The following is a 14,255-nucleotide window of genomic DNA, read 5'->3' as shown; positions in this document are numbered from 1 at the left end:
AAAAGGGAAAAAAACTGCGGAACTTGTTTTTTTTATTCACCAAATCAAGTTCAAGCATCTAAACTCGTCTAAATTATTCTTTTTTAATCTTCGGAGAATCTAAACTCGTCTAAATTGTTCTTATTTAGCCCACGCCCCATGAACACTATTGTTTTCACGGATTTGATGTCCCAATTTTGCAACAGAAATTTTAAACAAAAAAATGAAAGCAACCTTCTATCTTCTGCTGACACTTTTTGCCATCAAACTCAATGCGCAGGTCGGAATAAACACACAGACACCCGAAACTACTTTTGACGTAGTAGGAAAACCAAACGACACCTCACATTATGACGGTATTATCCCTCCAAGGATAACGGGTGACCAGTTGGCGAACAAGTTTTACACGCAGTCAAAAAAGGGCGCGGTAGTATTTGCCACCGCTCCGGCTTCCAATCTTTCGGGACAGGTCATCAATATTTCAGAAGTTGGAATGTATTATTTTGACGGAAACGTATGGCAGAATTTTGTAAAGGAGAAGCGGCCTGTCGAATACAGAATCGTACTCACCTTCGATCCCAACAGCACCGCCGCACTTACGGCAACTTCAACATGGTCTGCCCCTGTAAACTATTCGGGAAATAGCCACGCCTATCTTACCGCCTCAAAATACTACACCATCGGAACCAAAAATTTCGGAGGTCTAAAGGGAGCGGTATTGTTCAGAAAAGTACAGGGAATTGTAAACGTATGGTTTCAGATGTACAGGTCTTCAGATTCCGCACCGATTACGGGAAACGCCTTCATCAGCATTGCGAGCATCTACAGCGACATCGGATACATCCCCAACCAGATTGTCTTACTGCATACGGAAAATTCCACACAATATTTTCCGGCACTGCTAGAGAATTACAGCATCCAGATTCCGCAAACCTCCCTAAACGCGATGTCCACTTCCTACTATACCTACGGCGAAGTTCAGGGATATTCCAACTGGATCAAACCATATCTACCATAAAAAAAACAAGATAAAGAACCACTCAAAATGGGAAACGAAGGAAAAGAAGACCAGATTCTCATAAGGGTTCAAAAATCCAGAAAGGAAAACTGGAAAAAACTATGCAAAGAGAAAAACCTCACGTTGACCGACTTACTGACGGCCTCCGTTGAGAACAGAATTTTAGACAACGAAAGGAGACAGGTACTGGCGTTCATTGAAAAACAAGACAACGTCTTCATCAAGATAGAGACCAACATCAATCAGGTAGCGAAAATTGTAAACGGACAAAAGTTCATTTCGGAGTCAGAACTGAAAAACTTCACCGCAAAGCTTTCAGAAATCACCAAATTGAAGAAGCAGCAAAACCAAATCTTCAAAAAGATCTATGAAATGCTCGCCAAATGATTGTCAAGATTATAACTGCTTCAGGCTCGGATTTTCACGGCGTTCAATACAACGACAAAAAGGTGGAGAAAGGGACGGGAGAACTGATGCTGATGAAAAATTTTCCCTCCTTCATCAATGGGGAAAGCAGTCCGGAGCAGGTTCGGGACTATTTCAAATCCATCTCAAAAAATGAAAAGGTAAAGAAACCACAGTTCCACGCCATCATTTCTGCAAAATATCAGAATCATGGCAAGGAAGAACTGACCGAAATCGCCAAGGACTTCATGCGAGAAATGGGCTACGGAAAACAGCCGTTCATCGTGGTTTACCACAGCGACACCGAGAACAACCACGTCCATATCGTTTCCACAAGGGTTGACAAGCAGACTGGAAAGAAAATCAACGACAGTTACGAACGCTTGAAAGCCCAAAAAGCACTGTCTGATATATTGGAAAAGCGCTACGGAATAAGTTCCGAAGAAAAATTGGAGAAACTGCTGAACTACCAATTCAACTCCATCACTCAACTGGAGCTTTTGCTTGAAAGAAGCGGGTTCAAACTAACTAAAGACACAAATGATGAAAATGACTTTTCCATTCTGAAGAACGGGGTAAAACTTAAAACCATCTACGGCAACCAAATCAGTTTTACCCCCAATTCGGATAACGGACGAAAGAGGCAGTTGAAAGCCATTTTGAGCAAATACAAAGACCTCTGTTCCAATAAAGTCTTCAAGGTAGAGGACAGAAGGGCGCAGGAATCACTGCTACCGGAAGAAAGGCACAGCGACCATTGGAAACCCAAGATAGAGTTCGAGAGCGAGCTCCAGAAAAAATTGCGGGACATCTTCGGACTGGATGTGGTCTTCCACCACAAGGACGGACAGAAACCCTTCGGATACAGCATCATCGACCACAAATCGGGAAAGGTGTTCAAGGGAAGTGAGATCATGAAGATGGACGACCTGTTTGAGATGACCGATGAGAAAATTGACAAGAAACTTTTTGAAAGTCTAAAGGACTATAATCTGGCGGACAGTTTTTCAAAACAAATATTAATGGAGCATCTGAAACGCCAGAATCCCGAAAACGCTATAATAGAATTTATGCTTTTCGAGTCTAAGAAAATAAAGAACAGGGAGGTTTTCAACGACATAAAAAACGAGGTAAAGGATTATGTCGAAACACAGAATAACAAGGATGTCCACCTCATAAAATCGGAAGATGGAAAATATTATGCCGTCCACTCCAAACTGCATTATGTGGGTTCATTGGAAAACTTAATTGGAGAGAATGCCTATCAAAAATTCCTCAATCCAAGCAAAGAATTGACACCGGAAAGTAGAGATGAAAATCTTTCCAAGGAACTGGATAGAAGCATAGACGACCTGATTTTCCAATTCACCAAACCGTCGGGAGGAACAGGGAGAGACCCTGCCGAAGAAGAGTTAAGAAAAAGACGCAAAAATAAAAAAAGAACATAAGAATGATCATCACATTTGCCACCCAAAAAGGCGGAACAGGGAAAACAACCCTCGCCATCGCATTCGCCAACTATCTCTCCAGAATTTCTACAAGGAAGATCAAGGTGTTTGATTTCGACTACCAAAAATCCTTCTTCAACAAATGGAGGGAGGATGCGGACTCGGAACTGCCCAAACTCTACGAGGTGGAAGTGATTGGCGAAGATGACGATGAGCCGCCTTTCGAGGACTTGGAACAGGTTGTCGACCTGAAAGAAAGCAAAGACCTGTTCCTGTTCGATTTGGCGGGAACACTGGACCAGAGATACAGCGATGTTTTGGTGTACAGCGACTTCATCATCATTCCCTTTGAGTATTCCGATGTGTCCGTAAAATCAACCTTGGTATTCAAAAATCTTCTGGGTTTGTTGGAAAGCGAGGCGGAAAGAATCTTCATCCGCTCCAAATACGACAAGGGCTACAAATATCTCAACCAAAAGGAAATGGATATCGAGTTGGCAAAATACGGAACTCTACTAGAAAATCCCGTGTTCAAGAGAAACTGCCTCCAAACCATCGACACGAGAAAACTCACCTACGAGCAAAAATACGCCGTAAAGAAGCCGTTCGACGAAATTATACAAAAGATCAGCGAGGTCAAAAAAGTTGCGCTTTAACGAGAGACAAAAGAGACAAGAAAAAAATAATCCAAAAACCACAAACCTCAAATCAATACATTATGTTAAAATACTCACTCATCCTTTTAGGAGCCTACTTTCTGTACTATGCCGGAAATATCGTCTACGACCTTTTCCTAAAAAAAGAGAAAACCGTTCAGACCGATGTTGCAGAAGAATACTCACTCGGCGACTTTGCACAGGCGGAGAATGAGGAACCCACCTTGATCGGCATCGAGGATGTGGAAAATCTCAAAACCCCGAAATCATTCCTAAAAAGCGAACCCATTCCGATTCAAAGACAGAACAATTTTGAAGACAATCCCAGTTTGGAAGAATTGAGGAAACGATTTGAAGCGGAAGAGGATTTGGATAGGACCAGCTCAAAACAGCCCGAAACCAAACACCATGAAAATCCGCCACAGCAAACGGAAATCAGCAAAAAGCCAGAAATTATTGAGCCAATAGTTTCCAAGAAAAAAAATGATGCACAGAGCAAGAAAGACCAATGGAAAGAATTTGTCAACCTTTCTGAAACCAACGTAAAACTGGTGGACAATATTGAGGGACAAAAGGTTTACCACTCGACAATGTAACCAATATACCCATATAACTAACCTAAATTTTAAAAATGATGAAAAATTTTATCAGAAAAAACGTGTCAAAAAAGAAAGTTCTAACCCTTGCATTGGTGATGCTGGCGATGACCCCGATGCTTGCGCAGGGCGGAGCGACCGCCATCTCCAACGCCGCTTCCGACATTAAGGACTATTGGGATCCCATCAAGCTGATATTAAAGGCAGTCGGTGGACTCGTAGGATTTATCGGAGGCTTGAGGGTGTACAACAAGTGGACGAACGGCGACCAGGATGTCAACAAAGAAATCCTCGGCTATGGCGGGGCGATGATCTTCCTTATCGTGGTTCCGGAATTTGTAACCGCATTCTTTGCTTAAGATGGGATATTACCTGTACAAGGGGCTCAAAAAACCCCTTGTATTCTTCGGACTCAAAGGCAAATACATCATTTATGCGGTAGCCGTCATCGGCGCAGGTGTCGTCGCGGCACTCATCTTATCCAAATTCGGATTGCTGGGTTCGCTATTAGGTTTATTGGTAACCGCGGGAGGTGTCTACCTTATTTTCAAGAGGCAGGACAAAAACGGACTCTACGACAAGACCAAAAATTTTGACCAGACATTCATTTTCCCAAAAAGACTCAACAACAAAAGATTTCTAAAAGATGGTAAAGACAAACAAACAGGCATTTGACATTCCCTTCATCGGCTACGATTACGGAAAGGATTTTGGGTGGGCTTTTGATGTCCTCTTCGGACAATACGGAAATCCAATTATCGGCATCAGGATCAAGAATATTGTGGAGCAATATTCCGCCGACCCCGACAACTACCTAAACTTCCATACCGTCTTGAATCAGGTGGTCTCCATTATTGGCGAAGGAAGAATCGTCCAAAAGTTGGATATATTTTCAAAAAAGAGATATAATGCCGAATCCTCCAACCAGTTCCTCCAGCAAAAATATTCCGAGCATTTTGACGGAAGACTATTTAAAACCATCGAAACGGTAATTCTTTTTACAGACATTGTGGAGGACAAACTCAAGAAGAAAAACAAGCACTACCAATTTTCCGAAAAAAGTTACAAGGAACTCCGCGACAAATGCCAAAAGGTGTTGATGCTATTAAAGCAGAGCGGCTGCGAACCCCAATTCTTATTCGAGAAAGAATTTGAATACTACATTTCGGGCGTATTGTCGATGCAGTTTACAAAAACCCCGGTGTTTGACAATATTAAAAGCACCAACGAATATCTCCAGATAGGAAACCGCTTCGTCAAAAATATTTCCTACGTCGATGTCGAAAATATCGACCTGCCTTCAGAAATAGACCCGTATTCCATCCTTGGAGGAAACGGAGCAGCCTCGGAAACAGCGGTGGACAATTTCACCTTCATCAACGAATTGGAAGATTATGAGACCATCATCTACAATCAGGTCATTACCATTCCTCTGCAGGCACAACAACAGCGGGAACTCGACAAAAAGAAAAAGAAGCACGAGGGAGCGGCAAACAATTCGCCATCCAACGCCATTATTGCTGAAGAAATACAGACGCTACTCCACAATATCGCCATCGACGGACAACTCGTGGTCAATGCCCACTTCTCCTTAATATTTTCAACAAATACGCTGGAAAAAATGGAAGGGATACAGTCGATGATCGAGAACAAACTCTTTACGAAGGGGATTATCGTTTCCAAGAACGCCTACAACCAGTTGGAACTCTTTCGCTCCGCCATTCCGGGCAATGCCACGGAACTTCGGGAATACGATTTATTTATGACGACAAGCGAAGCGGCCTTGTGTTTTTTTTTTAAAGAAAGTTACCCCGTGAACGAGGAATCCAATTTTTATCTGCGGTTTACCGACCGACAAGGCGTTCCCTTGAAAGTTGACCCGGCGGACTTACCGATGAAGACGGGAAGAATCAACAACCGGAACAAGTTTGTCCTTGGTCCTTCGGGTTCTGGAAAGTCCTTCCTGATGAACAATATCGTGGAGCAATACCTGACCTACAATTATGACGTGGTCATTGTGGACACGGGCGATTCCTATTCGGGAACCTGCAAATACAAAGGCGGGAGATACATCCAATACACCGAAGAAAAACCCATTACGATGAATCCCTTTCTGATGGACAAGAAAGAGTTCAACATCGAAAAAATTGAATTTTTGACCAATTTGATTTTCCTGATTTGGCAGGGTCCCGATGCCACGATGTCGTCCGCACAGAAATCCATATTGGACAATGTGTTGATGTCGTATTACCACCAATATTTCAATTCGGGAACAAGGTGGTATGAAAGCAAGACTTCGGAAGAACTCATTCTCTATCTGAACAAATACAATATCCACGAGGAAGACATTATTTCTGATTTTGAGAACCAGTCCAATGGACAAAACAACTACTACGACATTTTGGGAATCGCGTTCGATGCGGGTTCTGACGAGATTAAGGAGGCATTCCGAAAACTCGCCATCGAATATCATCCGGACAAGAACATGAACAACCCGAATTACGACAGCGAAAATTTCTACAAGGTTTACGAGGCGTATGAAACCCTAAACGATGAAGATAAGAGAAAAATATATAATGAGACGCAACTCATCCTCATCAAGTCCAACGAAATTATCAGGCAGCCGAAAACGGCGGAGGAATGGAACGAGTCCTTCCGAAAAACCATCGTCAAAAAAATTAAGGAACTCGAAGAAAAATTGGAGGCAAAAGAACTTTCCTTCAACGGATTCTATGACTACTGCGACAAATTTCTGCCCCTTTATCTGAACAACAAGACACACCATATTACTGAAAAGGAATTTAATTTAAGGACATTCTTGTTCGTGCTGAAGGATTTCTACAAAGGTGGAAGATACGGGACGACACTCAACGAAAGTGCCGACAATACGCTCTTTGACGAACCATTTATCGTCTTTGAAATTGACAATGTAAAGGACAACCCGAAACTGTTTCCGATTGTGACGCTCATCATCATGGATACCTTCATCCAAAAGATGCGGCTTCGAAAAGACCGAAGAAAGGCACTGATTATCGAGGAAGCATGGAAGGCGATTGCCAGCAAACTGATGGGCGGATACATTCTCTATCTCTACAAAACGGTTCGGAAATTTTGGGGCGAAGCGGTGGTCGTTACCCAGGAATTGGACGACATCATCGGAAATGCCGTCGTGAAAGACAGCATCATCAACAACTCCGACACTTTCATTCTTTTGGATCAGACCAAGTTCAAGGACAACTTCGACAAGATTGCATCCCTGCTTTCATTGAACAAAGTGGAGCAAAACAAGATTTTCACCATCAATAATCTGAACAACAAGTTTGGAAGAAGTCGTTTCAAGGAATTTTATCTGAAGCGGGGTTCCAAAGGAGAAGTGTACGGCAATGAGGTTTCCTTGGAGCAGTATTTAACCTACACCACGGAAAAACCCGAAAAATCCGCAGTTGAATACTATGTCCAACAATACGGAAACTACAACGAGGCTTTGCAAAAAATTGTATCCGATTTGAAAAATTTTGGAGACAGCCTTGAAAACTTGGTATCGCTCGTCAACCTTTATCAAAAGCCGTTGGATAAAAAGGTGCTTTCCTATTACAGAATGATGAAGACGCACAAAGGGCAAAATAATATCTTCAAATTTATCTCGCAGGAACTGGAAAACCGAAATATCCACTTTTCAGAATTAATCGACAGCCAAAATCTAAAATATGAAAACGCATAAAACCTCTTTAAGGAACACACGCAAAACTCCCTCTCCTTTGGAGAGGGTTGGGGTGAGGCTTCTATTTTTACTTCTCCCCCTGTGGGGTACAGGGGTCTTCTCCCAAAACACCTACATCGACCCGACGGTAACGGCGGCAATGATTCTCTATTCAGAAAACCTGAAGGCAAAGCAGAACGATGTGATTGATGAAACCTCCAAACTGAAGGATGCCCAAGCGTGGGTGGGAACCCAGATGGTGGTTGCCAACGACATTCAGAATAAGATTCTGAAAGGTCTGAAGGAAGTTTCGGGAACATTGCAGAACGGCATACAGGTAAAGGAAATCTACTCCGAACTCAACAAATGCTATACCTATTCTTCGCAGGTAGTCCAGTTGGCATCGGCACATCCCCAATATGCCATTTTTGGAGTGAAGGCTTCACAGAAAACCTACGAACAGAGCCTGAAAATCGTGACCGATGTGTCCGACATACTCGCCTCGGGAGAGCTGAACCTTGCCACTGCGGGAGACCGATACAAGATACTGCACAACATTTCCGAGAACGTGAAAAACCTCAAGTTGTGGCTTCTGGCCATCAAGTTGAGACTGGAAAAGGCGAACCGTTTGGGATTCTGGAACTCCATCAATCCATTTGCAGGATACATCAATACCGATAAGGGCATTGTCGAAAATATCATGAACCGATATAAAAGAAATTTCTAGCCCCTGTCCCAAAGGGGAACAATGTAAAAAAAGATGAATAATGAAAGATTCAATAATTAACTTTTTAACCGCCTTAAAAAGCCCCCTTCGGGGGTTTGGGGGATTTTTCTTATATCTCATACTCACTTCATCCAGTGGCGGCTCCACGCCGTCTTGGCAGCAGGAAAACGTGTCCTTTCCGATGATGAATCTTGAAATCAAGGCGACGATGGATGAAAATGGTAGACAGAAGGAGATGCGGAAAAACCAGATTGCCAATGCCACGGTGGAAACCGCCAACAAAACCCAGTGGAACAATTTCAAGGACAAGATGACCAAAATTCAGGACAGGCTTCGAATCGTATCATTCGCCATCCAAGCGATTCCCACAGGAATTGCGATGAGCAGGGAGATTACGAAAATCACCCAAAACCAACAAGCCATTATCGACGAAATCAGCACCGCACCTTATTCCATCATTGTGGTTCTCCCTTCACAGGTTCAGTTTGTTGATGATCTACAAATGGTGACGAGGCTGATTGTCGGAATCGTGGTGTCGTATGGAGCCATGAACCAGATGGAGAAATCGGAACGCAAGATTTTATTGGACTATGCTTTGGGAGAAGTCAAGACGCTCAGCAGAAATTCCACCCATATGCTTTTCAAGATTAGGGATATCAAGGCAAAGGTTTTACGAAACAAAAGAGCCTTTCAATACTATGTGAATCGGGACAAACAAGTGGTCGAGAACATTATGAAAAACATTAAATCCTTTTAAAAATGAGAAAACTATTTATTGGAGGAATCTTGTTTTTTTCTGTTGGTTTGGTAAGCGGACAGCAGATTGTCATCAACGACAAACTCTTGGCGCAGATGACCACCAACCACGGCGTAAGGCTGCGAAGCGAGCAGGCTTTTCTAAACTCTTATGAAAAACAGAAGGAACTGTACGACGACATTAAAAGCCAGACCGCACAGGTCATAGCCATTCAGGAATACATCTACCAGCAGTTAAAAAATGTCAACTCGGCACTTACGCAGAGCAAAAAGTTAATCTACCTGTACCAATATCTGGGAAAGGTGGCGAACAACTCCAACAAGATGCTGGACTTATCGGCGCAACATCCGGAATATGCCGTCTTGGTTTCCAAATACTATGTCGAAATCGGCAAACAGACCTTAAAACTCAAGCAGGAAGTCACGCAGGATATTTTGAACGAGAACAAGGATTTCCTGATGGATCCGATGGACAGGGAGATGCTTATTGAAAAGGTGTTTACCCGAGTTCGGAACATCAATGGAAACATCTTCTACATCATATTGCGGTTAGAAAACGCCAAGAAGATTCCGTACCTGTACCAGGTTCCAGTGCTAAGAAACTACCTCAATATCGACAGGGCGATTGTCGGAGACATTATCCAGAAATACAAATACATATTCAATTAAAAAGATGAAAAAATTAGTTAAAAAATTTGCCCTCGTTCCGCTTTTGCTGACAGCAGTCGGCGTATTCGGACAGTTTACCGTAAAGCGGTTGAACGATCCCTCCATCGTTGCCCAGCACAAAAGGATGGTGTTCCAGAGTTGGGGCGACTGGCGTCCCTATCCAAAATATCTTTTGGGCATTCAGACCAACTTTGCGTATGCCACGGTTTGGGGAATGTGGGCTCCCAGCAGAAACAGGGACTATAAGGATGGAGAAGACATCCGGCCGCTAAAACCTACGGGACTTCAAAACCAGCGTTTTGCGCAGGTCAAATTTCAGGAAGAGGAGGCAAAAAAGATAAAGGCGGCTTCCGACACCATCTATAAAAGAAGCGTCCAAGACTTTGCCCATTGGACTTCTGCGACGGTTGATGCGGACCCGCTCTGGTTGCTCTACTACAAACGGATGTTGAGACCCATTACCGAATTTCCAGACACGCCACAAAATTTTGTGGAATGGAGGCTGAAGAACCAACAAACCTACGAAACGCTCAATACCACTGGAACCTTAAAAAGACTTCAGGAGGAATTGGACTTAATCAAGGAAAAATATTCAATGTCGAGGTCGATGGATATGCCGAGAGGAAAACGCTTTTTGATGTACCATGACACCCTTATCAAATGGAGAAGGTTCGTGCAGGAATTAAGGAAACACAACGATAAGACGACACTTCTTTTGGACTATAAAAATATTCTGAAAAACCATTCGCCTTATGCATTGCCACAGGCTTGGACTCCCGCTTCCGACAAGCAGATCATCCACAACACGATGCAGCAGTACAAACATAAATTTTAGTGATGAAAAGAAATAGTACACCCTTGTTTTGCCTCTTGGCAATATTGCTGCCGATAATCGGCTTTGCCCAAACCGACGGCGACTACAGCAACCTGCTCCAATTTCTAAAGGGCGACGGCGCATTTGAGAAATGGTTTATGGAGGTCTTTACCAAACTGGACAATAGCGTTCAAGACGGTGCTGTCGGATCCGCTTTGGTTGGAAGGGCGATCGGAGGACTGGGAGCGTTGATGTATCTCGGATACATGGGTTGGCAAATGGCGGCGGGCGACCGGGAATGGGAAATCACCCCGATGCTCAAACCCATCCTCATTGGATTTACCCTGGTGTATTGGAGTGGTTTTGTCAATCTGATTCAGGCACCGTTTGAAGCCATTGCAGAACCGGGAATCGCCATTTTCAGCGACATTGAGTCCGAAGTGAATGATTTGAGGATTCAACGATTCAAGAAACAGCAGCAGCTACTCGATGCCGTCATCAAACTGAAAGCCGACGAGGATGCGAAGCAGGACGTCATCAACAACACCGGCAAAGATGCCGACGACTCTTGGTTCGACATCAGCGAGGGACTGGACAAACTCATCCAACCCATCAAGGAATGGCAGTTACGGATGGAGTTCCAGCTCCAAAAACTGGTTGCAGAAATTATCGAGTTCGTTTGCCTTTCCATCCTTCGAATCTGTGTCTACCTTATTTTCTTCATCCAAAAAATTTGGGCCTACATCCTCATTATTTTGGGGCCTATTGCGGTAGGTATGGCGCTCGTTCCAGGATTTGAAAACTCGCTGTACAGCTGGGTTTCCAAGTTCATCAACATCAACCTATACACCTTTGTAGCCTATACCATCATCAATATTGGTCAGCAACTGATCGCTTCGGGTTATGAAATGGAGATTGAGCGGTATGACACGCTTTTAACCAATGGAACCATCACCAATTTAGATGCCTTGATGGTTTATGTGAGCAATTCGGGAATGATCTACAACCAGCTCTTTACCTGTGTCGCCTATATCGTGACGGGAATCGGGGTATTGATGACGCCCACCATTGCCGACACCATTGTTACAGCGGGAGGTGCAGGTGCGATGACCAAGATGAAGAGCGCGGCAGGAAGAATGGCGAGTGCAGCCAAAACAACGGTATTAGCCGCAAAAACTGGCGGAGCTTCAGTGGCTGGAGCCGTCGCGAAGTCAGCCATATCAGGTTCCGCATCGGGAATGGTCAATACCGCAATGAAAAACAGAAGTAAATAAACCGACAACTATCAACCAACAACAATTAAATATACAATGCTGATTAAAAATATTGAACAAAGAATTAAAGTCAACAAGATTGTTTCATTGGGAACCGTGGCATTTGCCGTAATTATCTTATTGGCGAGCTTCTTTTTTGCTTATCGGATGATACAGGATTCCAGAAAGTCCATCTACATTTTGGACAATGGCGTTCCGGTATTGGCAAAACAGACCGATGTCCTGCTAAACCGTCCCGTGGAATACAAAGCCCAAATCGAGCTCTTCCACCGACTGTTTTTCACTTTGGCTCCCGATGATGCCTACATCAAGGAAAATATCCAAAAATCGCTGTATCTCATTGACGACAGTGGAAAAAAGGAATACACCAACCTCAAGGAGAAAGGTTTCTATAACCAGATTGTGGCTTCCAGTTCTATGGTGAGTATCCATGCCGATTCCATTCAATTGGATATGGAGCAAAAGAAATTCTCCTTCTTCGGAAAGCAGATGATTACCAGAAAGTCCGCCGTGATTACAAGGAAATTGATCACCGAAGGATTCTTTGACGACATCATCAGAAGCCCAAACAATCCGCACGGTGTGATGCTTAAAAATTGGAGGATTATCGACAACGAGGAAATCTCCAACCAAACCAAAAATTCCTATTAAAGATGAAAAATTTTCTAAAACAAACCGCAAAAAAGGGATTGGAATGGGCGGCAAAAAATCCGAAGAAGTTTTTCACCCATTCGATGGTTTTTCTCTCCGTGTCTTTTATCGGATCGCTGATACAGGGAATTTTCTTTCCGAGCCAGTCGACATTTAAAATCAAGCCCCCAAACCTCTATTCCAAAAGCAACACGACCCAGCAAATTAATAAAAACCAAGAGAAAGAAATGGAGAAAATAGTTAATGAACTCAAAATTTTAAAAATGAAAAGGGACCGAAAAGAACTCCAAAAAGAAGACAGCCTGAGAATAGAATATTTGTACAACCAATACCAAGAACTGCAACATGGACATTAAGAAAATCAACTTTAAGGAAAAAAAATATGTGATGCCCCTTCTGGCATTGCCGTTCCTGCTGCTCTTTGTGTATGTAGGTGCCCAATTTACCAAAGAGGACACCTCTAAAAAGGACAAGCCGAAAGAACTTTCCCTGTCTCTGGGAGAAACACGGGACTCCATCATGACGAAGAACGATGCCTACGACGCCTTTTTCAAGAAGGACGACAACAGGACGATGCTCGGAGGATTGGACAAGGAAGAGGACAGTCTGCTCAGTTATGAAGACCAGTTGTCTTTGGACCAGAAAAGAAAGATCGATTCCCTAAAGGCGGTATCGAGCAGACAAAATCAGCAGGCGTCAAAAGGAGGCAACTCTTCCTATTACAATCCAAAACAGCAAAATGAGGACAAGGATTTCAAGAGGTCTTCTGAAATCATCCGAATGCTGAATGACAAGTCCAATGGGAAACAGGAAAATGAGCAACTTTCAGAAAATCAAAAATCTAGTAATCAAAATGCACAGCAAGACCCCGTAAAATATCTGAAACAGCAGATGCTCGTCATGGATTCCCTAGAAAAAGCGAGGGATCCCGAATACCAAGCCAAACTCTTGGCGGAACAGAAACTCAAGGCAAACAAGGAAAAGATGGACGAGTTCCTCAATTCCACCTTCAATGTCGGCAAGTCGGGAATCAACAGCGAGTTCAATGCCTTCTACAGGGAAAATGAGAACAGTTTTATCAAAGCCGTCATTGATGAAAACAACAAGGGATTTCTGGGAAGCAGAATCCGGTTCCGATTATTGGAAGACATCTTCGTCGGCAACAGAAAAATTGAGAAAGGCTCCATCCTTTACGGGCAAATCTTGGGATTTTCCATGCAACGGGTTGACCTCAAGATTGTCTCGGTATTTACAAAGGGAGAAATCCTTCCAGTCAATCTATCCATCTACGACATCGACGGAATGAAGGGACTTTATGTTCCGGAAAGCGTCTTCAGGGACATGATTCGGGAAATGGGGAGCAACTCCGTACAGGGAACACAGATGGATATGGGCGGACAGGGATTTTTCACGAGCATCGGCTCAAAATTGTTCACTTCCACCTCCAAATCCATAGCCAACCTCATTAAAACCAACAAAGCCAAACTGAAATACAACTCCTATGTATTTCTCATCGACGAAAAACAGCTTAAAGACTCACAAAACCAACAAAAGAAATAAAA

General features: G+C 43.3%; 16 protein-coding genes. All 16 read left to right on the top strand.

What is annotated here, in order from left to right:
• Positions 1 to 202: 202 nt before the first annotated feature.
• The 16 genes from B0B05_RS03005 to traM all read left to right on the top strand — a co-directional run bounded on the left by B0B05_RS03005 (position 203) and on the right by traM (position 14,253).
• Entirely contained in the window at positions 203 to 997 is a 795-nt protein-coding gene (locus tag B0B05_RS03005) for a hypothetical protein (RefSeq protein ID WP_076782011.1), read from the top strand.
• 27 nt (positions 998 to 1,024) lie between these two features.
• Positions 1,025 to 1,384, top strand: coding sequence for a hypothetical protein (locus B0B05_RS03000; protein WP_076782010.1), 360 nt, complete (start codon positions 1,025 to 1,027; stop codon positions 1,382 to 1,384).
• Entirely contained in the window at positions 1,381 to 2,850 is a 1,470-nt protein-coding gene (locus tag B0B05_RS02995; RefSeq protein WP_076782009.1) for a relaxase/mobilization nuclease domain-containing protein, read from the top strand. The genes B0B05_RS03000 and B0B05_RS02995 overlap by 4 nt, the downstream gene beginning before the upstream one ends.
• Positions 2,851 to 2,852: 2 nt before the next feature.
• On the top strand, positions 2,853 to 3,506 hold the full coding sequence (locus B0B05_RS02990) for a ParA family protein (protein ID WP_024565587.1): 654 nt from the start codon (positions 2,853 to 2,855) through the stop codon (positions 3,504 to 3,506).
• Positions 3,507 to 3,568: 62 nt separating this feature from the next.
• Positions 3,569 to 4,102: a hypothetical protein gene (locus B0B05_RS02985; RefSeq protein WP_076782008.1), complete on the top strand. Its 534-nt coding sequence runs from the start codon at positions 3,569 to 3,571 to the stop codon at positions 4,100 to 4,102.
• A 35-nt stretch (positions 4,103 to 4,137) separates the two neighbouring features.
• On the top strand, positions 4,138 to 4,461 hold the full coding sequence (locus B0B05_RS02980) for a DUF4134 domain-containing protein (protein WP_024565589.1): 324 nt from the start codon (positions 4,138 to 4,140) through the stop codon (positions 4,459 to 4,461).
• A 1-nt stretch (position 4,462) separates the two neighbouring features.
• The gene (locus B0B05_RS02975) at positions 4,463 to 4,777 is read left to right on the top strand and encodes a DUF4133 domain-containing protein (RefSeq protein WP_076782007.1); all 315 of its coding nucleotides are present in this window, start codon (positions 4,463 to 4,465) and stop codon (positions 4,775 to 4,777) included.
• Positions 4,749 to 7,823 carry a TraG family conjugative transposon ATPase gene (locus B0B05_RS02970; protein ID WP_076782006.1) on the top strand — a complete coding sequence of 1,025 codons (3,075 nt, stop codon included), beginning with the start codon at positions 4,749 to 4,751 and terminating at the stop codon, positions 7,821 to 7,823. The genes B0B05_RS02975 and B0B05_RS02970 overlap by 29 nt, the downstream gene beginning before the upstream one ends.
• Positions 7,824 to 7,875: 52 nt before the next feature.
• Entirely contained in the window at positions 7,876 to 8,529 is a 654-nt protein-coding gene (locus B0B05_RS02965; RefSeq protein WP_058878604.1) for a hypothetical protein, read from the top strand.
• A gap of 181 nt (positions 8,530 to 8,710) precedes the next feature.
• Entirely contained in the window at positions 8,711 to 9,286 is a 576-nt protein-coding gene (locus tag B0B05_RS02960; RefSeq protein WP_245799179.1) for a hypothetical protein, read from the top strand.
• Between the two features lie 2 nt (positions 9,287 to 9,288).
• Entirely contained in the window at positions 9,289 to 9,954 is a 666-nt protein-coding gene (locus B0B05_RS02955; RefSeq protein WP_076782005.1) for a hypothetical protein, read from the top strand.
• A gap of 4 nt (positions 9,955 to 9,958) precedes the next feature.
• Positions 9,959 to 10,789 carry a hypothetical protein gene (locus tag B0B05_RS02950; RefSeq protein ID WP_076782004.1) on the top strand — a complete coding sequence of 277 codons (831 nt, stop codon included), beginning with the start codon at positions 9,959 to 9,961 and terminating at the stop codon, positions 10,787 to 10,789.
• Positions 10,790 to 10,791: 2 nt separating this feature from the next.
• Positions 10,792 to 12,042 carry a TraJ family protein gene (locus tag B0B05_RS02945; protein ID WP_076782003.1) on the top strand — a complete coding sequence of 417 codons (1,251 nt, stop codon included), beginning with the start codon at positions 10,792 to 10,794 and terminating at the stop codon, positions 12,040 to 12,042.
• Positions 12,043 to 12,078: 36 nt separating this feature from the next.
• Positions 12,079 to 12,693, top strand: a complete 615-nt coding sequence (traK, locus tag B0B05_RS02940; protein ID WP_076782002.1) for a conjugative transposon protein TraK — start codon at positions 12,079 to 12,081, stop codon at positions 12,691 to 12,693.
• A 2-nt stretch (positions 12,694 to 12,695) separates the two neighbouring features.
• Positions 12,696 to 13,049, top strand: coding sequence for a hypothetical protein (locus B0B05_RS02935; protein WP_024565598.1), 354 nt, complete (start codon positions 12,696 to 12,698; stop codon positions 13,047 to 13,049).
• Entirely contained in the window at positions 13,045 to 14,253 is a 1,209-nt protein-coding gene (traM, locus tag B0B05_RS02930; RefSeq protein ID WP_076782030.1) for a conjugative transposon protein TraM, read from the top strand. The genes B0B05_RS02935 and traM overlap by 5 nt, the downstream gene beginning before the upstream one ends.
• Positions 14,254 to 14,255: the final 2 nt, after the last annotated feature.

The organism is Epilithonimonas bovis DSM 19482 (assembly GCF_900108115.1).
GTDB lineage: Bacteria > Bacteroidota > Bacteroidia > Flavobacteriales > Weeksellaceae > Epilithonimonas > Epilithonimonas bovis.
This window is presented reverse-complemented; position numbering and strand designations above follow the sequence as displayed.